This window comes from Brevibacillus sp. FSL K6-6036 (assembly GCF_037964015.1).
In the GTDB taxonomy this organism is placed as follows: Bacteria; Bacillota; Bacilli; order Brevibacillales; family Brevibacillaceae; genus Brevibacillus; species Brevibacillus borstelensis.
Genome location: NZ_CP150173.1, coordinates 552,454 through 572,963 on the forward strand (window position 1 = coordinate 552,454; position 20,510 = coordinate 572,963).

General features: G+C 51.0%; 24 protein-coding genes. 22 read left to right on the forward strand and 2 right to left on the reverse strand.

The window, feature by feature from the left end; translation table 11 throughout:
* The first annotated feature begins 10 nt into the window (after positions 1-10).
* The 3 genes from NST37_RS02980 (at position 11) to NST37_RS02990 (ending at position 3,354) form a co-directional block, all read left to right on the forward strand.
* Entirely contained in the window at positions 11-685 is a 675-nt protein-coding gene (locus NST37_RS02980; protein WP_238986217.1) for a hypothetical protein, read from the forward strand.
* A gap of 347 nt (positions 686-1,032) precedes the next feature.
* Positions 1,033-2,772 (forward strand): N-acetylmuramoyl-L-alanine amidase, encoded by a 1,740-nt coding sequence (locus NST37_RS02985; RefSeq protein ID WP_339186234.1) that lies wholly within the window; start codon positions 1,033-1,035, stop codon positions 2,770-2,772.
* Between the two features lie 39 nt (positions 2,773-2,811).
* On the forward strand, positions 2,812-3,354 hold the full coding sequence (locus tag NST37_RS02990) for a GerMN domain-containing protein (RefSeq protein WP_024985096.1): 543 nt from the start codon (positions 2,812-2,814) through the stop codon (positions 3,352-3,354).
* A gap of 77 nt (positions 3,355-3,431) precedes the next feature.
* On the opposite strand, the gene NST37_RS02995 is transcribed toward NST37_RS02990, so the two are convergent.
* Positions 3,432-3,626: a DUF378 domain-containing protein gene (locus NST37_RS02995; RefSeq protein ID WP_003389804.1), complete on the reverse strand. Its 195-nt coding sequence runs from the start codon at positions 3,624-3,626 to the stop codon at positions 3,432-3,434.
* Positions 3,627-3,806: 180 nt separating this feature from the next.
* Between NST37_RS02995 and NST37_RS03000 the strand changes: the two genes are divergently transcribed.
* The 6 genes from NST37_RS03000 (at position 3,807) to NST37_RS03025 (ending at position 9,562) form a co-directional block, all read left to right on the forward strand.
* Positions 3,807-4,808 carry a PstS family phosphate ABC transporter substrate-binding protein gene (locus NST37_RS03000; protein ID WP_003389803.1) on the forward strand — a complete coding sequence of 334 codons (1,002 nt, stop codon included), beginning with the start codon at positions 3,807-3,809 and terminating at the stop codon, positions 4,806-4,808.
* A 90-nt stretch (positions 4,809-4,898) separates the two neighbouring features.
* On the forward strand, positions 4,899-5,846 hold the full coding sequence (pstC, locus tag NST37_RS03005; RefSeq protein WP_227277995.1) for a phosphate ABC transporter permease subunit PstC: 948 nt from the start codon (positions 4,899-4,901) through the stop codon (positions 5,844-5,846).
* On the forward strand, positions 5,846-6,703 hold the full coding sequence (pstA, locus tag NST37_RS03010) for a phosphate ABC transporter permease PstA (RefSeq protein ID WP_003389799.1): 858 nt from the start codon (positions 5,846-5,848) through the stop codon (positions 6,701-6,703). Before pstC ends, pstA begins: the two co-directional genes overlap by 1 nt.
* A gap of 36 nt (positions 6,704-6,739) precedes the next feature.
* Complete coding sequence (gene pstB, locus NST37_RS03015; RefSeq protein WP_024985095.1) at positions 6,740-7,492, forward strand: phosphate ABC transporter ATP-binding protein PstB; 753 nt, start codon at positions 6,740-6,742, stop codon at positions 7,490-7,492.
* 189 nt (positions 7,493-7,681) lie between these two features.
* On the forward strand, positions 7,682-8,974 hold the full coding sequence (locus NST37_RS03020) for an arsenic transporter (RefSeq protein ID WP_279041549.1): 1,293 nt from the start codon (positions 7,682-7,684) through the stop codon (positions 8,972-8,974).
* 252 nt (positions 8,975-9,226) lie between these two features.
* A complete protein-coding gene (locus tag NST37_RS03025; protein WP_003389796.1) occupies positions 9,227-9,562 on the forward strand; it encodes a metalloregulator ArsR/SmtB family transcription factor in 336 nt (111 codons plus the stop codon).
* Between the two features lie 22 nt (positions 9,563-9,584).
* Here NST37_RS03025 and NST37_RS03030 read toward each other — a convergent pair whose 3' ends face one another.
* The gene (locus tag NST37_RS03030; protein WP_024985093.1) at positions 9,585-9,836 is read right to left on the reverse strand and encodes a glutaredoxin family protein; all 252 of its coding nucleotides are present in this window, start codon (positions 9,834-9,836) and stop codon (positions 9,585-9,587) included.
* A gap of 214 nt (positions 9,837-10,050) precedes the next feature.
* On the opposite strand from NST37_RS03030, the gene NST37_RS03035 reads away from it, so the two are divergent.
* From NST37_RS03035 to NST37_RS03095, 13 genes are all read left to right on the forward strand, one after another.
* Positions 10,051-10,218, forward strand: a complete 168-nt coding sequence (locus NST37_RS03035) for a gamma-type small acid-soluble spore protein (protein ID WP_003389794.1) — start codon at positions 10,051-10,053, stop codon at positions 10,216-10,218.
* Between the two features lie 124 nt (positions 10,219-10,342).
* A complete protein-coding gene (gene acpS, locus NST37_RS03040) occupies positions 10,343-10,732 on the forward strand; it encodes a holo-ACP synthase (protein ID WP_003389793.1) in 390 nt (129 codons plus the stop codon).
* Between the two features lie 249 nt (positions 10,733-10,981).
* Positions 10,982-12,016, forward strand: coding sequence for a DUF4367 domain-containing protein (locus NST37_RS03045; RefSeq protein ID WP_003389792.1), 1,035 nt, complete (start codon positions 10,982-10,984; stop codon positions 12,014-12,016).
* A gap of 396 nt (positions 12,017-12,412) precedes the next feature.
* The gene (locus NST37_RS03050) at positions 12,413-12,853 is read left to right on the forward strand and encodes a hypothetical protein (protein WP_003389791.1); all 441 of its coding nucleotides are present in this window, start codon (positions 12,413-12,415) and stop codon (positions 12,851-12,853) included.
* A 3-nt stretch (positions 12,854-12,856) separates the two neighbouring features.
* Positions 12,857-14,059, forward strand: coding sequence for an alanine racemase (gene alr / locus NST37_RS03055; RefSeq protein ID WP_024985092.1), 1,203 nt, complete (start codon positions 12,857-12,859; stop codon positions 14,057-14,059).
* A gap of 165 nt (positions 14,060-14,224) precedes the next feature.
* Positions 14,225-14,524 carry a CopG family ribbon-helix-helix protein gene (locus NST37_RS03060; protein ID WP_024985091.1) on the forward strand — a complete coding sequence of 100 codons (300 nt, stop codon included), beginning with the start codon at positions 14,225-14,227 and terminating at the stop codon, positions 14,522-14,524.
* Positions 14,525-14,527: 3 nt separating this feature from the next.
* Positions 14,528-14,878 carry a type II toxin-antitoxin system PemK/MazF family toxin gene (locus NST37_RS03065; protein ID WP_003389786.1) on the forward strand — a complete coding sequence of 117 codons (351 nt, stop codon included), beginning with the start codon at positions 14,528-14,530 and terminating at the stop codon, positions 14,876-14,878.
* A gap of 210 nt (positions 14,879-15,088) precedes the next feature.
* Positions 15,089-15,469, forward strand: coding sequence for an anti-sigma regulatory factor (locus tag NST37_RS03070; protein ID WP_327926871.1), 381 nt, complete (start codon positions 15,089-15,091; stop codon positions 15,467-15,469).
* 27 nt (positions 15,470-15,496) lie between these two features.
* The gene (locus tag NST37_RS03075) at positions 15,497-16,495 is read left to right on the forward strand and encodes a PP2C family protein-serine/threonine phosphatase (RefSeq protein ID WP_003389783.1); all 999 of its coding nucleotides are present in this window, start codon (positions 15,497-15,499) and stop codon (positions 16,493-16,495) included.
* 24 nt (positions 16,496-16,519) lie between these two features.
* Positions 16,520-16,846 carry an STAS domain-containing protein gene (locus NST37_RS03080; RefSeq protein WP_003389782.1) on the forward strand — a complete coding sequence of 109 codons (327 nt, stop codon included), beginning with the start codon at positions 16,520-16,522 and terminating at the stop codon, positions 16,844-16,846.
* Positions 16,846-17,331: an anti-sigma B factor RsbW gene (gene rsbW / locus NST37_RS03085; protein WP_339186238.1), complete on the forward strand. Its 486-nt coding sequence runs from the start codon at positions 16,846-16,848 to the stop codon at positions 17,329-17,331. The genes NST37_RS03080 and rsbW overlap by 1 nt, the downstream gene beginning before the upstream one ends.
* Complete coding sequence (gene sigB / locus NST37_RS03090; RefSeq protein WP_003389779.1) at positions 17,306-18,094, forward strand: RNA polymerase sigma factor SigB; 789 nt, start codon at positions 17,306-17,308, stop codon at positions 18,092-18,094. Before rsbW ends, sigB begins: the two co-directional genes overlap by 26 nt.
* A 225-nt stretch (positions 18,095-18,319) precedes the next feature.
* Entirely contained in the window at positions 18,320-20,482 is a 2,163-nt protein-coding gene (locus NST37_RS03095; protein ID WP_339186239.1) for a Tex family protein, read from the forward strand.
* Positions 20,483-20,510: the final 28 nt, after the last annotated feature.

Consider the following 20,510-nt stretch of genomic DNA (forward strand, 5'->3'; position numbering starts at 1 on the left):
TGGTAGCCAAATGGCTCTGACCATTACAGAACTGCGAAAGTTATTTTACGTAAAGATACCTGAGCGCCTCTTTTATGGTATGACACGTTATTTGAATAATGGCGAGACAGTAAAGATTTTCGTGGACAATAACCAAGAATATAGTGATTTGGAGGTATACAATAGGTTAGAGGAACAAATGAATGCTCACTCTGCTTACAGAAACAAAGGCTATCGAGTGGATACTGTTATTCCTCAAACATCAGATGACTCAATACCATTACAAATCATCGATGTGTTTATGGGGATAATTGTTTTTTTAATGGAGAAACGTTATAAAAACGTGAATGAAAAAGAAGATGATGTTACTCTTAAAGTAAAGAGTGATTTAATTTATCGTTTTCTTATTCAAGACGATAACATAAACAAAATTCAACGCAAGGTCAATCTTTACAAATGGGAAGGAAACGAAGAACACGTTTCAGAAGTGAACTTAGGTGACTACATATCAGAATTTATGGCTTATAAAACACAGTTTGATATTAAAGAAATGATTCGTCTTGAAAAATTCAGAAACGAATATCCAAGGCAGACCACTAAGTTATATCGAGAAGCCATGGGGTATAAGAATAGCCAGTTAAAAATGATACAAGGCTATATAGATGAACTAGACGGTAAAGGTAGGAACAGCTATTTCTTAAGTTGAAACGAGTATGAAACGAAAGTCTGTAAAAGGCAAGATGGTAGGGTTTCAAGTACTGAGGAGCTGGTAGTTGACAATATTCGGATAGGAAATGTGGAAACAAATCGAATCGTTTTATTGACAAGGTCAAATCCCCCTGTTAAAAAAGCTGACATTTATTACTTGGAAACATCATGCGAAGACTATTTGTGTATTTAAGTGCCGAATTTCGGCACTTTTTTTCAGTATTCGACCGAATTTAGTACCAAAAGACTACAAACTTTGCAGGTGGTGCTGCGTCTAACTATACGGGGCAATTCATTCGCTCGGCTTCTTTTGCCAGAGGAAAACACAACATGAAGGAGGTCAGGATGAAAACACGTTTGTTACCGCTGTTTGTATTGTTGTTCCTGCTCATCATCCCCGGGTGGGCGTCAGCTGCAGGAAGCTCTGCGGCCCCATCGGTTCATCTGATGATTGGGGGACAAGCCGTACAGCCGGATGTACCGCCGATCATTGAAAAAGGCCGTACTCTGGTGCCAGTCAGAGTCATAGCGGAAGGTCTCGGAGCCAAGGTGGACTGGAATCAGGCCACGCGAACGGCCGTGATAACAAGAGGCCCGCATACATTGCAGCTTACGGTCGGATCCAAAAATGCACTGGTGAACGGAAAAAAAGTGCAACTGGATACTCCTCCTGTCATGCGGAATCAGCGAATGCTGCTGCCGCTGCGATTCGTCGGGGAATCGCTTGGAGTGACGGTAGGGTGGGACAACGCTTCGCGTACGGTCATTGCCAATGAAACGCCGGAAATGCGCTACAATGGCAATAAGCCAACACTGTCTCTCAAAGGCTTCCAGTACGGGGACAAGCTGTACATATCTGCCCAAGCCGCAGCCGAACAGGTAGGGAAAAAGGGACAGGTATGGAAGCATCCGGACCGCGGACTCACCATCGACGGCGAATTGGCTCTGCCATTGGAAGAGCTGGAGGCTGAGCTGGGTGGACGTTTCACCTGGGATCAGGGGAAAAACCGGGTGGAGATTGAACGGCTCGCTTACTTCACGGGAGTTACCCATGATGATGAGGTTGTGCGCATTGAAACAAGCCTTCCTGTGACGGCCAATGCGTTCGTCCTGCAAGGACCGCATCGGATTGTCCTGGACCTGCCCCAGACAGAGCTGGATCAGGATTTGTTGGACAAGCTGAAGAAAAGCAGCAACTCTGACGACTACGAGGGCGGGGAAACAAGTGTGGACGATGAAGATCAGGATGCTGACGCTGACGAGAAAAAGAAAGGCAGCGATCAGGATGACGACGACAAAGAAAATCGCCACACGGACGCTTCACGGGAGTCGGACGAAGCAGATGACCAATCCGCAGCTGCTGAGCACGAAGACGAAGAAAAAAGCAAAAAGGACACTCTGGTGCAAGACGTGCGCTACAGTCAGTACAGCGCATCGCCGCAAACTGTGCGTGTCGTCATTGAGCTCAACCAGAAGAGCAAGTATAATCTGGAGTATACGGAAGACGGCATTGAAGTAAAGCTTTCGCCTGTTCCGAAAAAGACGGGATTCCTCATCGTAGTGGATGCCGGTCACGGAGGCAAGGATCAAGGCGCCAAGGGCGTGAACGGAAATATCGAAAAAGACTTCACGCTGGCTGTCGCCAACAAGCTGGTACAGCTTTTGAAGCAGTATCCGGAGTTTCAGGTAGAAGCAACACGCTCTACAGATGTGTATTTGACACTTGACGAGCGCGTTGTTTTTGCCAATGAGCGGCACGCCGATCTGTTCCTGTCGGTCCACGCCAATTCATTTACGAAGCCGACCACCGGCGGGACGGAAACCTTTTACTATAACGCCAACAGCAAGAATCTGGCCGAGGTCGTTCACCGTCACCTGCAAGGGGCGACACAGTTCCCGAATCGCGGGGTGAAACAGACAGGCTTCTATGTCATCAAGCATACGACGATGCCTGCCGTTTTGACGGAGACAGGGTTCCTCTCAAATCCGGGGGAGAATGCCAAATTGACGTCCCCGGCGTTCCAGCAAAAGGTGGCGGAAGCACTCGCGGCAGCCATCCGTGAATACTATCAGTCCTACCACTAAGAAATTGCGAAGGGCATGGATGAGAAAGGGAGGTTTCCGATGAAAAGACGCATGACGTTTTGGGTGACAGCAGCTGCAGCGATCCTTCTGGTCACAGGATGTGGTCAGGGAAAGGCGCCGCAAGCGCAGCCGCCCGCGGAACAAACGGAGACGCCCGGCTCCGCTGCTCAGCCGGAAACAGAGCAGCAGAAAACGAAGCAAACGATCGCTCTTTATTACACCGATGACAATCTGATGGAATTGAAGAAAGAAGAGCAGGAGATTGCTTACACAGATGATCTGGACAAGTACAAGCAGGCGATAGCCCTTTTGGAAAAGCCAAAGGATGAAGCTCACGCGCCGTTGTGGAAGGACTTTCACTACCACTCTGTCACATTCGACAAAGGCACGCTGACGATTGATGCAGACGGCAAAAACGTCTACAACCTTGGCTCCAGCGGGGAAGGAATGGCGATTGATGCGTTGAAGGATACGCTCTTCCAGTTTGACGAGGTACAGAAAATCGTCATCCTGGTCGATGGAAAACCGACTGAATCGCTGATGGGTCATGTAAGCATCGATGAGCCGTTAACCAGACAATAAACCGATAAATCGTAAAAAAGGCACGTCCTGGATGGTCAGGATGTGCCTTTTTTATTGTTCCGGAAAGCTTCACTCTGTCAAGCCCGTTCCCGGTCGCCTACCAAAAACTTGATCGAGTAGATGCCAGCAAGCCCAACCAGAGTATATACGATTCGGCTGACAAGCGAATTCTCTCCGCCAAACAGGGTAGCGACGAGGTCAAACTGGAACAAGCCGATCAATCCCCAGTTGAGAGCACCGATAATAACGAGAATCAATGCCAGTTTATCCATCGTATGTTTCACTCCTTGAAAAAAGTAGTAACAGTCTGCCCACTTTATCAAGCGATTACTCAACGAAATGGCCAATCTTTAAGAAAGCTTTACAAAGCCAAAACAATAGAACAACATTCCGCCTGTATCATCTGTAAGTGGAAAGAGGAAAACAAACCGATTTTAAGGAGGATTTTCATCGTGAAAAAACTCGGTAGTTTGATGCTGGCACTATCTCTCGCAGGTTCCATTCTCGCCGGATGCGGCAGCAACAGCGCAACATCTGCTCCAAGCTCCAATGGCGCTACAGGTTCTACCGGCGGCACGGAGGCAACGACTCCTGCAGCTGATAACAAAACAGCCAGCAATCTGTCGGGAACTGTTAAAGTAGATGGTTCTTCCACCGTATTCCCGATCACGGAAGCGGCTGCGGAGGAGTTCCAAATAGCAAACCCTGGCGTACAGGTAACGGTCGGGGTATCGGGTACAGGCGGCGGCTTCAAGAAGTTTGCAGCCGGCGAAACGGACATCAGCAATGCCTCCCGTCCCATTAAAGAAAAAGAAGCGGCAGCAGCGAAGGAAAAAGGAATTGATTTCGTTGAAATCCCGGTTGCCTATGACGGTATCTCCGTCGTCGTCAGCAAGGAAAACAGCTTTGTTGACAAGCTGACAGTCGATGAACTGAAAAAGATTTGGGAGCCGGACAGCAAGGTGAAAACATGGAAAGACGTTCGTCCGGAATGGCCAGCTGAAGAAATCAAGCTGTACGGGCCGGGAACGGATTCCGGAACATTCGAATACTTCACAGAAGCGATTGTAGGCGAGGCTAAAAAGAGCCGTCCTGACTACACCGCCAGTGAAGATGACAACGTGCTGGTACAAGGTATTGCCGGCGACAAAAACAGCTTGGGCTACTTCGGTTATGCGTACTTCGAAGAAAATGCAGACAAGCTGAAGCTGGTTCCGATCGACAACGGCGATGGCAATGCGGTAACGCCTACTTTTGACACGATCAAAGACGGTACCTACAAGCCTTTGGCTCGCCCGATCTTTATCTATGCAAACAAAAAGTCCCTGGAAAAACCGGAAGTAAAAGAGTTTGTGAAGTTCTATCTGGAAAACGCTCCTGAACTGGTCAAATCGGTATTCTACGTACCGCTGACCGATGACAAATACAAAGAATCGCTTGCCAAGATCCAGTAATCCTGACAGCGGGTGCACGAGGAATGTGGCGTTATGATCGAGATAACGCCACTTTTCCCTCTGTCCGCGAGAGGAAAGGGGATGTTCACGTTGGGTAGACAAGAAATACTAACATTAAATCAGGAAGTACGCTCGAAAAAAAGCCAGATTGTCGTCAAAAACGAGAAGAAAAATAGAGAATTCGGCATCCGCACGTTTTTGATCGCGTGTGCCTTCGTATCCGTTTTGACTACAGTCGGCATCGTCATGGTGCTTTTGTTTGAAACGATCAGCTTTTTCAAAGAAGTGTCGCTCTTTTCCTTTTTAACGGACACCAAGTGGACGCCGTTGTTTATACCGCAGCACTTTGGCATTTTGCCCCTCTTGTCCGGGTCTTTGCTGATTACGCTGGGGGCTTGTCTCGTTGCCCTGCCGTTTGGGCTGATGACAGCGATTTATTTAAGCGAATATGCGCATGAAAAAGTGCGTCGAACGATTAAACCGATTTTGGAGGTTCTCGCGGGTGTTCCGACAATCGTTTACGGCTACTTTGCCTTGACGTTTGTCACGCCGCTCATCCGCAGCATTTTTCCCGATACCGGGGTGTTCAACGCCCTTTCCGCCAGTATCGTGGTCGGTATCATGATTCTCCCCATGGTTGCTTCCTTGAGTGAGGACGCGATGGTGGCCGTTCCCCGTTCGCTTCGGGATGCCGCCTACGCGCTGGGAGCGACCAAGCTGGAGGTAGCGACCAAAGTCGTCGTGCCTGCAGGCCTGTCGGGGATTATTTCATCATTTGTACTTGCTTGCTCCCGCGCGATCGGAGAGACGATGATCGTGACGATTGCGGCCGGAGCTACGCCCAAGCTGACGCTCAATCCGCTGGAAAGCATCCAGACGATGACATCCTTTATCGTTCAGGTCAGCGGCGGAGACATCGAGCATGGCTCGATTGAGTACAGCACCATTTTTGCTGTTGGCATGACTCTGTTCCTTCTTACTCTTGGCATTAACATCATTGCGCAGTGGATTACGCGCCGCTACAAGGAGGAGTATTGATGTCGGCAGGAAATCTGACTCGTCGAAAAATCTATGACAGGGCCTCCCGCGTAGTGTTTTTGCTCGCTACGCTGCTAGGTGTAGCTGCCCTGGGCATATTGCTATATCGCATCCTTTCAGATGGTCTTGGCTGGCTGGACTGGCAGTTTATCTCCAGTTTTGCCTCCCGTTTTCCGGAAAAGGCGGGTATCTTGTCCGCGCTGTTCGGCAGCTTGTGGATCATTGGCATAACCGCGCCAGTCGCCTTTATTTTGGGGATTGGAACGGCGCTGTATTTGGAAGAGTACGCGAAAAAGGGCTGGTTCACCAACCTGATTCAGGTCAATATCAACAATTTGGCCGGCGTACCGTCGATTGTCTTCGGGATTTTGGGTCTCGGTTTGTTCGTGGAAGGCTTTCTGTTTGGCCGCACGATTCTGTCCGGTGCGCTGACGATGGCTCTCCTGGTCTTGCCGATCATCGTCGTCGCTTCCCAGGAAGCGATCAGGAGCGTGCCGCAGCATTTGCGAAATGCTTCTTATGCGCTGGGGGCGTCCAAATGGCAGACGATTCGGGGCGTCGTGATTCCCGCTGCATTTCCGAGCATTTTGACCGGCTTTATTCTGGCCCTGTCTCGTGCGATCGGAGAGACGGCGCCTTTGATCGTAGTCGGAGCGGTTACGTTTATCGCTTTTGTACCGAGCTCTCCGCTCGACCAGTTTACGGTCCTGCCGATCCAGATCTACAGCTGGACATCCAAGCCGCAGGATGAGTTTAGGGCGATTGCCGCCGCCGGTATTATCGTGCTGTTGATCGTGCTGTTTACACTGAATGCGACCGCGGTTTACCTTCGCAATAAATATCAGAAGCGCTATTAATAGAGGAACTTTTACAAAGAGAGGGGTCTGGCAACCGTGAGTATCATCGAGGTACGCGATCTGAACCTGTATTATGGACAACACCAAGCCCTGCACAATATCAATATGGAGATTGAAGCGAACAGCATCACTGCTTTTATCGGACCTTCCGGCTGCGGTAAATCGACGTTCCTGCGGACGTTGAACCGGATGAATGACATGATTCAGGGCGTGCGAATCGACGGCAGTGTGAAGGTCGTCGGCGAGGACATCTACGAGTCCAGGGTGGACGTAGAGATTTTGCGCAAAAATATCGGCATGGTTTTTCAGCAGCCCAATCCGTTCCCAAAAAGCATTTACGAAAATATTACCTTCGGCCCCAGATTGCACGGCATTACAGACCGCAACAAGCTTGACGAGATCGTGGAGAGCAGCTTGAAAGCAGCAGCCCTGTGGGGGGAAGTAAAGGATGTTTTGAAGAAACCGGCCTATGGCTTGTCCGGGGGCCAGCAGCAACGCCTCTGCATTGCTCGCGCTCTGGCCGTGAATCCGCAAATTTTGCTCATGGATGAACCGACATCGGCCTTGGACCCGATTTCTACGGCAAAGATCGAGGAACTGCTCGATGAGCTGAAAACGACCTACACCATCGTCATCGTTACACACAACATGCAGCAGGCAGCCCGCATCTCCGACAAGACAGCCTTTTTCCTGAATGGAGAGCTGGTTGAATTCGATTCCACACCGGTCATTTTTCAAAATCCGTGTGACAAGAGAACCGAGGATTACATTACAGGGCGTTTCGGTTAGAGAGAATCTGTAGTATCGTAGGAGAGCGGACACAAAAGTCCGCTCTTTTTGGTGTGTTCCTGTACAGGGAGGTTCTTTGGCGGCTGCTTCTGCCAGCCTTGTTCGCCAAAAGAGGAGAGCTGAGAGCTTTTCGTCATGTAATGAATACACGATTTTAGCATGTGCAGAACAGAGAGGAGAAACACAACCGTGGTCTGGCTTTCATTACTCATTTTTGCAGGGACACTCATCCTCGTGATCTGGCAGCCCCGGGGATTGTCGATCGGTTACCCGGCAGTGGGAGGGGCGCTGCTCGCATTGGCGACAGGTATCGTCACGATGGCGGATGTCGGCGAGGTGACGGGAATTGTCTGGAACGCCACGATTTCCCTTGTTGGCATCATCGTTATTTCCCTGATTTTGGACGAAATCGGCTTTTTCGAGTGGTCAGCCCTGCACATGGCGAGGCTGGCCAAAGGAAATGGCCGTCTGATGTTTATGTATGTGATTTTGCTCGGCACGCTTGTCTCGGCGCTGTTTACCAATGACGGGACTGCGCTGATTTTGACCCCGATTGTGCTGGCGCAGGTGAGAGCGTTGAAGCTGCAGCCGCAAATGGTGCTTGCTTTTGTCATGGCGAGCGGCTTTATTGCCGATACGAGCTCTCTTCCTTTTGTGGTAAGCAATCTGGTCAATATCGTCTCCGCCGACTACTTCGGGATCGGCTTTGCCGAATACGCCGCCAGGATGCTGCTGCCCAATCTGTTTTCTGTCGCCGGCAGCTTGCTTGTTCTGTTTCTTTATTTTCGCAAAAGCATCCCGCGTCGCTATGAGACAAGTCAGCTAAGGGAGCCGCGAGAAGCGATCAGGGACGTGAGGATGTTTCGGCTGTCCTGGCTGATTTTGGCTGTGCTTCTGACCGGTTTCTTCGCGAGCGAGTGGCTGGATATTCCCGTATCGCTGATCATAACCGGTGCCGCCCTTGTCTTTTACCTGACGGCGAGGAGAAGTCCCGCCATCGAGACAGGACGTATCTTGAAAGGGGCTCCGTGGGTAGTGGTCATCTTCTCCATTGGCATGTATGTGGTCGTATGGGGGCTGCACAATGCGCAGCTGACTGAAGTCGTCAGAGGATGGCTGGAACTGTTTGCGGCCCACGGACTGTACGCCGCCACATTGGGCATGGGATTTGTCGCTGCAGCACTTTCTTCGCTCATGAACAATCTGCCGACAGTCATGTTCGACGCTCTGGCGATTCAAGGGTCAGGGGCCGAAGGAATCGTCCGGGAAGCGCTGATTTACGCCAATGTCATCGGCTGCGATCTGGGGCCAAAAATTACGCCGATCGGCTCGCTCGCGACGCTCTTGTGGCTGCACGTATTGAACAACAAAGGTGTCAGGATTACGTGGGGGCAATATTTTCGGACGGGCATCGTCCTGACTGTCCCTACGCTGTTCATCACATTGACCGGTCTGTATTTGACGTTGCGGATATTTGGATGAAAAAATGGACGTCGGGCAATGGAAAAAACTGCAAAAACCGCTTCCAAGAGAGCGCTTTTCTTTTTCACTGCGGTAAACAGTCGGATACATCCACGAATGGCGCTGATTTCAAGTGCTTGCTCCGATCACGGCCGGAGCGAATTGACCGGGAAAAAGACAAGCGTTCACCGATCTGTCGACATCATATCTTCCCTGCCTTATGTCCGTGTAGTATACTTGTAATCAGAAACGCAAGGCAAAGGGTGGGTTTTTATGGACACAGATTTGATGCAGGTGTTGTATTTGTCTGAGATTTACAAACTGCTCGGCGACAAAACACGCTTGACGATCATGGCTCTCTTGCAGGTACAATCCTTTTGTGTACGAGATCTCGTGGAGATTCTGCAAACGTCCCAACCATCTGTCTCTCAACACTTGGCCAAACTGAAGACACACGGTTTGGTTAAAGAAAAACGCAAGGGACCTTGGGTGTTTTATTCCCTTAACACGGAGTGTTCACCCGCCATTCGGCAGATTTTGCAGCATTTGCCGGATATGTCGCCAATCGTAAAGGACAAAAAGGCTACAGCAGCGCATTCGCTAGGTTGACGTATAGGAAAAAAGCGTTGGATCAGGAAAGATCCAACGCTTTTTTTAGTTGTTCCTTGTCAAATCCGTGGATGACAATACGGTCGCCGCTATCTTTTTCGATCAGAGTAACCGGTGTCATGCTGGCCCCGAGTCCAATCGCTTCCTGAAAATAAGCGTCATTTTCACGTATGTCGCGATCCTCAAAGGCAACGTTTTGTTGCGACAGCCACATTTTTTCTTCCTGGCAAGGGCCGCAGGTTTTTTGTGTATAAATAATAACGGTTTGAGCCATAGTCCATTTGCTCCTCTCATGCTTTTACATTGAACGTACATATTCGCGGCAGGCGGCAGCTCTTCCTGCTTCTCGTTATAGCATAACCAAACGCGGCTTGATTAGCGGCTGGGATTTAACCCCCTGTTGTCGAGGTGAGGAAAAAACAGGCGGGGATACGGGGGCATTGCTCAGCACACATTATATTCAGTGACGTCGAGGAGGTGAAAAGACCATGCCGAAACAAAACAAGCAAGCAGGTATGAACCAAGCGATGCGCAACCAAACCGCTACGAACGCAACTGAGTTTGCGAGCGAAACCAACGTGTCGGAAGTACGCCGCCAAAACCAGCAATCCGCTGCGAATGCGGCTCAACAAGCGCAGCAACAACCGACTGAATAACAAACCCTTTAAGAGCGCCTCTCCCCCCGCAGCGATTGCGGGGGGTGTTTTATTTGTGTGCTTGCCAATAATGGATCGTAAGTGTTATGTTGGCAGCAAAATAAGTCGGGGAGAAATGATTGGTATGATAGTTGGCATCGGCATTGACATCGTTGAAATTCATCGCATTCAAGCGATTTTAAAGCGCCAGCCGCAGCTGCTTCACCGGATTTTTTCGGAAGCGGAAAGGAAGCTGCTAGAGGGGAAACCAGAGGGAAGGCTGGCTGAGTACGTAGCAGGGCGCTTTGCAGCCAAAGAAGCAGGAGCCAAGGCGCTCGGGACCGGCATCGGTGGGGCTGTAGGTCTGCATGACCTTCAGATCGCCCCAGGGACGACAGGAAAACCGGAACTGACGATTACCGAGGCGGCATGCAACCGGATCGGACATGACCCCTCCAAGCTGCGAATCCATGTAAGCATTTCCCACAGCAAAGAGTACGCAGTAGCGCAGGTGGTCATCGAATCGAAAGAATAGAGGACAACTGCAACTTGTCTGCATATTGGGACGAGATGGGACATAGATTTATATCGCGTAGATTAGGAGGGACTACCTGCTCTAGCCAGAATGGGAAGTTTGCTGAAAATCAGCGATAGACTAACACCTGCGGCCCATCAGAGGATGACAAGATATGCGCTGATCGGATGAAAGAATGACAGATTTCCCAGGAAATAGACAGGGGAGCCCTTCTTCGTCGAAAAATGCAGACAAGGAGGAGTTCTTTGAATGAAACGGGCAGCACTTCCATTGGCGCTCTTGTTGGTCTTTTCTCTGCTGCTCGGCGGCTGCTTCGGTCAAAAGACACCGGAGGACATTGTCGATGATCTAGGCAGTACGCTGGACAAAATGGGGGGCTACAAATCACAAGCAGTTTTGACCATGCAAACCAGCTCGACTCCCATGGAGTACGATGTGGAGGTCTGGTACGAGAAGCCGACCAACTACCGGGTAGCCCTCACCTCCAAGCAGCGGGGAATCACACAGATCATCCTGCGAAATAACGAAGGTGTGTTTGTGCTTACGCCCCATTTGAAAAAAAGCTTCCGTTTCCAAAGCGGATGGCCGGAAAACAATGGGCCGCTGTATCTCTACGAAACGCTCGCCCGCAGCATTATCGACGATACCGAGCGTAAAATGAACATGGACAACAAAGACTACGTGTTTGAAGTAAAAGCGAATTACAGTGGAAACCGCTCGCTCACGAAACAAAAAATTTGGCTGACAGAAGACTTGAAACCAAAACGCGCAGAGATCATGGATTCCAATCTGGATACGCTGGTCAAGATCAACTTCACGGAATTTGTGTTTAATCCGACATTTGATCAAGATGCCTTTGACAAAGATCGCAACATGACAACCAGCTCGATGTCTGTCATCCCGACGATGGCACAGGCATCTCAGCCAAGCCAGCAGCCGAACAGCCAGTTCGGGGTCATCGTTCCAACGTACATGCCTGAAGGTGTGAAACAGGGAGACATTGAGCCGGTTACCCGGAATGGTCAAAAGACGATCGTCCTGCAGTACAACGGAGCGTATAACTACAAGCTGATCGAGTCCCGTCCGACCGAGGCCACCGTTTCATATGAACAGGGAATGCCTGTCGACCTCGGATTTACGATCGGGGTGCTGACCCAAACGGCAGATAATCAGCGTTATCTGACCTGGGAGCTGGACGGCGTCGAGTTTACGCTGACGGGAGACCTGCCGGAGGTTGAAATGGTTCAGGTAGCTCAATCCACATACGGTTTGGGCGGAAAATAAGGACGAATCCAAGCCGCCGCAGTTTCAGCTTTGAGCGCAAGAGAAATGTCCGCATCACACTGAGATTCCGTTTTCCTTTCTCGCAAATCAAAGATGTTGCAACAAACACGCCCGGTCCTATGCAGGATCAGGCGTGTTTTTGTTTAAATTCTTACGGTAGTGTTTTCCTAGGAAAGTCCCTGTATCCGATTGTGATCACAGCCTAGTTCTATGGATTTTCAGCGGGGCAGGGGAAGGGACAGGGGCCTCTTCGCCTGACGTTATTGGGCCCCTTTCCAAATCGCAAAGTGTCCGTATTATATGAAAAAAACCATACATTTGTGCTTAACGAATTGACACCTTCTGTCCAAAAGAGATAAAGTCAGAGTAACTATGCTATGAGGTGAAGCGGTATTCATGAAGAAACAGTCGAACGACATTTTGTATCAAGAGGAATCGGGGTATAAAGACCTTCTTTTGCGGAAAAGCATGAAGATGCGGATTATGGAAACGCTAGCCTTTGTCATCGGAATGCTTTTGTTGTCGCAGTTCTTTGACTCCAGAACGGACGCATTCAAGATCTTTGCTTTTGCCATCGCGATTGCGGTGGTTGGCTTGGCCCCGTTCCTGTACAAATTCACGCTGCGTCCCTCGTATACACTGACAAAGACTCACCTGATCATTCGGATGAGCGGACAGGAAACCAGTTATCCGCTTTCCGAGGTGGAACCGATTTTTGAAGGGCGCCATCTGTACAGAGTGGGCGGAAAGCGCCAGTCGCTGATGGTTTCCAGGCAGTTTCTCAATCACTTGAATGAACGCTTGTATCTATACCAAAAGGGCAAAAAGAGGAGATAGCAAATGAAACCGTTTTGTCGCGACACGTGGGTAGAGGTAGATCTGGACGCCATTTCGGCCAATGTAGCAAGCTTTCGTCGGCATATTCCTGAAACAACGGGGATTATGGCCGTAGTCAAAGCGGATGGATACGGGCACGGGGCCGTGCATGTAGGCCAGCAGGCATTGCGGAGCGGCGCCGATTCACTGGCGGTAGCCATGCTGGACGAGGCAGTCGTGTTGCGCGAGGCGGGAATTACTGCCCCTGTCCTTGTTCTCGGCTATACCCCGGTCGACTCTGTCGAAACTGCCAGCCGGCTCGGAATTGAACTGACCGCTTACCATGCCGACTGGATCATACAGGCGAACGAGCGGATCGAGCAAGCCGGTGCAAAGCCGATCGGGATCCATATCAAAACGGATACCGGCATGGGAAGACTCGGAGTGCGTACAGCCGAGGAGCTTCTTCACGTCGTGAGAGCCTTGGAGCAAAGTCCGTTCCTTGATTGGACAGGAATATTTACCCACTTCGCCTGTGCGGATGAAGAAGATACAACACATGTCAGACGTCAGCACCAGCAATTTCAGGAGCTGCTGGCCGCCCTTCGCGAGGCGGGAAAAACGCTTCCGCGCGTGCACTGCTGCAATACGGCCGCCGCGATTGTCTTTCCTGAATGGGGGTATGATACGATCCGTTTGGGCATAGGTTTATACGGGTTATATCCTTCTCCGTTTTTGAAGCAGCGGGCACAGGTGAAGCTGGTGCCGGCGTTGTCCCTGAAAACTCGCATTTCCCATGTGAAAACGGCAGCGGAAGCAATGACGGTAAGCTATGGAGCTACGTACACCGCCAAGCCAGGTGAAACAATCGCCACGCTCCCGATCGGCTATGCAGACGGCTTCTCCAGGTCGTTGTCCAATCGCGGCTTTGTTCTGCACGAGGGCAGACGTTCTCCCATTGTCGGCAGGGTGTGCATGGACCAGATCATGGTCAGGCTGAATGGCGCTTCCGCGAAGGTAGGCGACGAAGTAGTGCTCTACGGTCGCCTGGGAACGGAAGAAATTTCATTGGACGAAGTAGCTGAGCTCGTGGGGACCATCAATTATGAGATTCCGTGCATGCTGAATTACCGGCTTCCGCGTGTTTATCGCAAAGACGGGAAAGTGTCGGAGGTGTTTCATCCGTTGACGATGACACATGCGCCAGCACAAAGTGTCAATAACTAGCAGCAAAAAGCAGGCAGGAATTTTGGAGCAAAGCACGAATACTAGTAAAGCGCAAAATCGGGTTATTCCCGAAGCGACCGGACAGGTATATTTTTGCAAATGGTTCGACATAATGGTAGTGACCCATACTGGTAAGTGGTAACAAGCACTGCGGATGTTACGGTCATGGTTGGAGGTGGATTTGTCTTGTCCAAGTCAAACACGAAACGCATCATGATCAGCCTGCCACAACACTTGCTTCAGGAAGTGGACGGCGTAATTCAAAAAGAAAAATCCAATCGCAGCGAGTTTATTCGCCAAGCGATGCACCTGTATCTGAAGGAGCGCAAAAAGCGCGTCATTCGCGAAACCATGCAAAAAGGGTACATGGAAATGGCGAAAATCAACTTGAAAATGGCATCGGAGGCATTCGGCGCTGAAGAAGAGGCTGACCATACTCTTGTCCGCTTAGTTAGCGGGGTGTGACATGTGATTGTCAAACGGGGCGATGTATTTTTCGCTGACCTGTCACCGGTCGTCGGCTCCGAGCAGGGAGGCGTGCGACCCGTATTAGTCATCCAAAACGATATTGGCAATCGATTTAGTCCGACGGTCATCGTCGCTGCCATCACAGCGCAGATTCAAAAAGCAAAACTGCCGACGCATGTAGAGATTGACGCAAAAATGTATGGATTTGATCGTGACTCCGTCATCTTGTTAGAACAGATTAGAACCATTGACAAGCAAAGACTGACCGATAAGATCACTCATCTGGACGACGAGATGATGGATCGAGTCAATGAATCGCTGCAAATTAGCCTGGGAATCATTGACTTTTAAATAAGGAATGGTAATATTACGAGCAGGAAAGAAAAACCACTTGGATAGCCAGTGGTTTTTTTGCTGTGATTGCAGGGATTTTGCGCCCTGGCATCGAATGGTGTACAAGAAAAAAGACAAAAAGTGACACGTTTTGCATGTTTAACCGACTGCTGAAAAGCTCGTCGATGGAAGGAGTTTCTTGTTGTGACAGGGCTTCATTCATATAACATAACGATATATTCAGAGGCAGATATAGTCACAGCTAGACAAATAGGTCGAAACTTGTCGAAAAGCCTGGGGTTTGGGACGATCATGCAATCGCGGATTGCCACTACGATTTCCGAGCTGGCACGGAACATTTTCCTTTATGCCGGTCACGGAAACGTATTGATAGAGCCTCTCGAGGAGGGCGAACGTGTCGGACTTAGGATCATCGCATCTGACTCTGGACCTGGCATAGAAGACGTGCGAAAAGCGCTGGAGGACGGGTACTCCACTTCCGGGGCGCTTGGAGCAGGATTGCCAGGCGTGAAACGTATGATGGACGAGTTTTCTTTGGAGAGCAGTCCGGGAGAGGGGACACAGGTTGTCGTCATTAAATGGCGGTAAGGGAACGAGGGGAGATGACGCCTGTTCATGAGTCAGGAAAATGAGGACATATACACGCGGATCGTGCGCGATTATCTGAAAGGAAAGCGAGAAGACCAGCTATACCTGGCTCAACAACTGGGAAAGTGGCTGCTCTCACGGAATATTTCTCCTGAGGAAGTAACCGATATGCACGCAAACGTTCTGGAGCATTTGGGAGATGTACCGGAGTTTATACAAGATTCCTTTCAAATTCTCACCGAAATCATGATCGAGTACGGCAATGCCTACCGCTCCTTTGACAGCTGGCGAAGCCGCCATCAACAGCTGCAGGCTGAAATCGCCATCGCGACCGCAATGCAGCAGACGCTGCTGCCAGAAACGCTTCCGCAATATCCGAATGTAGACATTGGCATGATCAGTATTCCGGCCAAGGAAATGAGCGGAGATTTTTATCATTTCCTCTGTGAAAGCAAAAGTGAGTTCACTGTTGCCATTGCGGATATCACCGGAAAAGGCATCCCCGCTGCGATGTGTATGTCGATGCTCAGGTACGCGATGGACAGCCTGGGAGAGATGAAGCTTGCTCCGGGCAACATGCTGAGACATTTAAACAGCGTTGTTGAACGAAATATCGACCCATGCATGTTTGTAACCATGCAATTTGGCCGCTATAACACGGCTCAGCACGTGTTTCGCTACGCTACAGCGGGCCAGGAGCCCGGATTTTTGTATCGGGCTCGGGAGAACCGATTTTTCGATCTGGAGGGTTGCGGGACGGCTTTAGGCATTGCGGCGGGCAGCGAATACGAAGAACGTGAGATTTATTTGGAGCCCGGAGATTTTCTGATCCTTCTGACAGATGGTGTAACGGAACGAAAGATTGGCCGATATTACATACAAAGAGAAGAACTCGTCTCTCTCCTGGAGGAGGAAACGAGTGCGTCTGCACAGGAGATGGCTAACCATCTGTACCGCAGACTGTTGCTTCTCTCTCAATTTGAACTGCCGGATGATTACACCATGATTGTGCTTCGGAGAACGTAAGGCAAGCAAGGGAGGAGAAACAGAATGGAGCTTATGATCAGAGAGAACAGCCAGGACGGCCAACATTTGCTGTACCTGGAAGGGGAAATCGATGCGTATACCGTATCGAAGCTGAGGGACTTGCTGCTCTGTTTGGTAAATCGGCCAGAGGTAAAGCGGGTTGCTGTTGATCTGAGTGCGGTAGAGTATATCGACAGCACGGGAATCGGTACCTTTGTTGCTGCAATGAAGGCCTGCAAGCAGACAGGCTGTGAGCTTGCTGTGCAGAATCTGTCGCCTCGTGTGGAACGGCTTTTTCGTATAACCGGCTTGTATGAAAGAATGGTGCCTCACAAAGGAGAGAGCGAATAATGGGTCAGAGACCGGAGGCAGATGTGATTACATTGACGCTGCCAGCTCGAGCGGAGTATGTCAGCATTGCCCGCCTAACTGTTTCGGGGATTGCCAACCGGATGGGAATCCCGTATGAAGATATCGAAGACATCAAGCTCGCGGTGGCGGAAGCGTGCACCAATGTAGTCGAACACGCCTACGATTGCCCGCAAGGAAATGACCAACTGCGCCTTTCATGCTGGCTCCTTGCTGATCGGCTTGTGGTGGAAGTAAGGGATAAAGGAAAGGGCCTCCCGTTGGAGGATAGACAGGAAGCACCGGCACCGATCCGTCCTGATGTAGATATTGACGAAGTGAAGGAAGGTGGCTTGGGACTGTATCTGATTCACTCCGTAATGGACGAAGTGCAAGTGAGCAGCAATGATGGAGTGACAGTGACAATGACCAAGTACTTGCAGCGGGATGAGGTGTCTTGCGATGACCGGGCAGTCTCGGAAGCCTAAGCATAGTCGAGATGAGTTGGTCAGGCTGGTCAATGAATATCGCGAGACGGGAGACAGTGTCCTTCAAGGAGAATTGGTCGAAGCCTATACGTCTTTGGTAGAGTCCCTTGCCAAAAAGTTTGTTCGGGGACAGATCCCTTATGAAGATCTGGTTCAGGTAGGGATGATCGGACTTTTAGCTTCTCTCAGGCGGTTTGATCCCGCATTTGGCCGCTCCTTTGAGAGCTTTGCTGTTCCGACTATTGTCGGAGAAATGAAACGATTCATACGGGACAAGACCTGGAGTGTCCATGTTCCCCGCAGGGTAAAAGAGCTGAGCCCGAAAATCAAGCGGGTGGTGGACGAATTGACCATCAAGCTCCAGCGCTCCCCGCAGATTGCAGATATTTCGGCGTATTTGGGCGTCAGCGAAGAAGAGGTTCTGGAAACGCTGGAGATGGGACGGAGCTATCATTCCCTTTCCATGGACAGCGAACTGGAGGCGGATAGCGACGGCAATACCATTACCCTGTTTGATTTGATCGGTTCGGAAGACAGCGGCTATGATCGCATCGATCAGCACATGCTGCTCGACCGGGCGCTTCATGCACTCGACCATCGGGAAAAAGAAATCATACATCTTACTTTTTATCAAAATTTGAGTCAAAAGCAGGCGGGAGAACTCCTCGGCATGTCCCAGATGCACGTCTCCAGGCTGCAGCGGAGGGCACTGGGCAAGCTGCGGGAAGTTCTTCGGACCGATCAGCAGGAATATACAACGTAAATGACAAGCGGGGGTGCATGCATCCTCCGCTTTTTTTGTCAGCTTCACATCCCGGGATTTTTTGCATTGCGCTGCCCGGAATAGCCGGTGAATGTCAAAGGGGCACCTGTCCTCCCGAGAGCCGGGAAGAGCGGAGATGCCCGCTTGGTTCCAGACATATTTTTGCCGGTGGCGAGATGGGTGTTGTGGTACAATAACCACGTAGATGAGCGCAGGAGGTAGAATATGGACCTAACGTTGATGATCCAGACGATCGCTCAGGAGACGGAAATCAAGAGGCATCAGGTAGAGCGGACCATCGCCCTTTTGGACGAAGGAAATACAGTGCCGTTTATTGCCCGTTACCGCAAGGAAATGACCGGACAATTGGATGAGACCCAGATACGGGCGATTGAAGAGCGCGTTCGCTACTTGCGCAACCTGTCAGTGCGAAAAGAAGAGGTAATCCGGCTGATCGAGGAGCAGGGCAAGCTGACTGAAGAGCTAAAGGCATCGATCGAACGGGCGGCAAAGCTGCAGGAAGTGGAAGACCTGTACCGGCCGTATCGCCAAAAGCGCAGGACCCGAGCGACGATGGCCAAGGAGAAGGGACTGGAGCCATTGGCTTCCTACCTATTGACCCTTCCGAAATCGGGAGATCCGGCGGCGGAAGCGGAAGCGTACATAAACGCGGAAAAAGGGGTGGAGTCGGCGGAGCAGGCGCTGCAAGGAGCGATGGACATCATCGCCGAGCAGGTGTCGGATGATCCCCAGATTCGCCAGTGGACCCGCGAGCGCACCTTTCAAAAGGGGACGCTCGTATCGGAGCAGAAGGCGGCCGAAGCAGACGAGAAAAACATTTACCAGATGTATTACGCATACAGTGAACCGTTGAAAAAGGCCGCGCCTCATCGCGTGTTGGCGATTAACCGCGGAGAAAACGAAGGTATCCTGAAGGTGTCGGTTGAGGCTCCTGTCGATGAGATTCTGCTCTTTCTGAAAAGGAAGCTGATTCCGCGGGAGACGGTAGCCCGGCCGTGGTTGGAGGCAGCGGCGGAGGATGCGTACAAGCGCTTGATCCAGCCTTCTGTCGAGCGGGAGGTAAGAAACGAGCTGACAGAAGTCGCCGAAGAGCGGGCGATCCACATCTTTGCGGAAAACCTGCGCAATCTGCTCCTGCAGCCGCCTGTGAAGGGCAAGGTTGTGCTTGGGGTAGACCCGGCCTATCGAACAGGCTGCAAGCTGGCTGTCGTCGATGAGACCGGCAAGCTTTTGGAGGTAGGGGTCATTTATCCGACTCCTCCGTTAAACAAGGTAGCCGAAGCTTCTGCCAAGGTAAAGGAACTGATCAAACGATACGGGGTACAGATCATTACGATCGGAAATGGAACGGCGTCTCGCGAGACGGAACAGTTTATCGCCGGCGTGTTGAAGGAAGTGAAGGGCGATCTGTCCTATATCATCGTCAATGAGGCGGGCGCCTCCGTTTACTCTGCTTCTGCACTTGCCAAGGAGGAGTTCCCCGATCTGGACGTCGCGGAACGAAGCGCGATTTCCATCGCCCGCAGACTCCAGGACCCGTTGGCCGAGCTGGTCAAGATCGATCCCAAGTCGGTCGGCGTCGGACAGTACCAGCACGACGTCTCCCAGTCGCGCCTGGCGGAAAGCCTGCAATTCGTCGTCGAGTCGGCGGTCAACCACGTAGGCGTAGACGTCAATACGGCGTCGCCGCAGCTTCTGCAATACGTGTCCGGCATCAGCAAGCAGGTGGCGGCGAACATCGTCAAAAAGCGGGAAGAGACCGGAAAATTTACGAGCCGGGCCGCACTCAAAGAAGTTCCCAGACTGGGAGCGAAAACCTACGAGCAATGCGTAGGCTTCTTGCGGATTATGGACGGGGAAAATCCGCTGGACAAAACGCCGATTCACCCGGAATCATACCCGGCTACACACAAGCTGCTGGACCTGATCGGGCTGTCTGCCGAAGAGATTGGCAGCGAAGCCTGCCGAGAACGGCTGCAGGGACTCGATGTGCCGACGGTTGCCCGGCAGCTGGAAATCGGGGAACCGACGCTGCGAGATATCGTCGACAGTCTGCTGCGCCCGGGCCGTGACCCGCGCGACGAGCTGCCCAAGCCGCTTTTGCGCAGCGACGTGCTTCAGCTCTCTGACCTCAGCCCGGGGATGAAGCTGCAGGGAACGGTAAGAAACGTGGTCGATTTCGGGGCGTTTATCGATATCGGTTTGAAAAATGACGGCCTGGCCCACATTTCCCGCTTGCGGAAAGGGTTTGTCAAACACCCGTTGGACGTGGTGACCGTCGGAGACATTGTGGATGTATGGGTAGTCGATATCGATGAAAAACGGCAACGGGTCGGATTGACTTTAATCCCGCCACAGGATTTATAGAACAAGCTGTTGTAAGCATATAAAAGGC

Coding starts and splice junctions, on each gene's coding strand:
- NST37_RS02980 (WP_238986217.1), top strand. CDS start 11: ATGGCTCTGACCATTACAGAACTGCGAAAGTTATTTTACGTAAAGATA.
- NST37_RS02985 (WP_339186234.1), top strand. CDS start 1,033: ATGAAAACACGTTTGTTACCGCTGTTTGTATTGTTGTTCCTGCTCATC.
- NST37_RS02990 (WP_024985096.1), top strand. CDS start 2,812: ATGAAAAGACGCATGACGTTTTGGGTGACAGCAGCTGCAGCGATCCTT.
- NST37_RS02995 (WP_003389804.1), bottom strand. CDS start 3,626: ATGGATAAACTGGCATTGATTCTCGTTATTATCGGTGCTCTCAACTGG.
- pstA (WP_003389799.1), top strand. CDS start 5,846: ATGTCGGCAGGAAATCTGACTCGTCGAAAAATCTATGACAGGGCCTCC.
- NST37_RS03025 (WP_003389796.1), top strand. CDS start 9,227: ATGGACACAGATTTGATGCAGGTGTTGTATTTGTCTGAGATTTACAAA.
- NST37_RS03030 (WP_024985093.1), bottom strand. CDS start 9,836: ATGGCTCAAACCGTTATTATTTATACACAAAAAACCTGCGGCCCTTGC.
- NST37_RS03035 (WP_003389794.1), top strand. CDS start 10,051: ATGCCGAAACAAAACAAGCAAGCAGGTATGAACCAAGCGATGCGCAAC.
- acpS (WP_003389793.1), top strand. CDS start 10,343: ATGATAGTTGGCATCGGCATTGACATCGTTGAAATTCATCGCATTCAA.
- NST37_RS03045 (WP_003389792.1), top strand. CDS start 10,982: ATGAAACGGGCAGCACTTCCATTGGCGCTCTTGTTGGTCTTTTCTCTG.
- NST37_RS03050 (WP_003389791.1), top strand. CDS start 12,413: ATGAAGAAACAGTCGAACGACATTTTGTATCAAGAGGAATCGGGGTAT.
- alr (WP_024985092.1), top strand. CDS start 12,857: ATGAAACCGTTTTGTCGCGACACGTGGGTAGAGGTAGATCTGGACGCC.
- NST37_RS03060 (WP_024985091.1), top strand. CDS start 14,225: ATGGTTGGAGGTGGATTTGTCTTGTCCAAGTCAAACACGAAACGCATC.
- NST37_RS03075 (WP_003389783.1), top strand. CDS start 15,497: ATGAGTCAGGAAAATGAGGACATATACACGCGGATCGTGCGCGATTAT.
- NST37_RS03080 (WP_003389782.1), top strand. CDS start 16,520: ATGGAGCTTATGATCAGAGAGAACAGCCAGGACGGCCAACATTTGCTG.
- rsbW (WP_339186238.1), top strand. CDS start 16,846: ATGGGTCAGAGACCGGAGGCAGATGTGATTACATTGACGCTGCCAGCT.
- sigB (WP_003389779.1), top strand. CDS start 17,306: ATGACCGGGCAGTCTCGGAAGCCTAAGCATAGTCGAGATGAGTTGGTC.
- NST37_RS03095 (WP_339186239.1), top strand. CDS start 18,320: ATGGACCTAACGTTGATGATCCAGACGATCGCTCAGGAGACGGAAATC.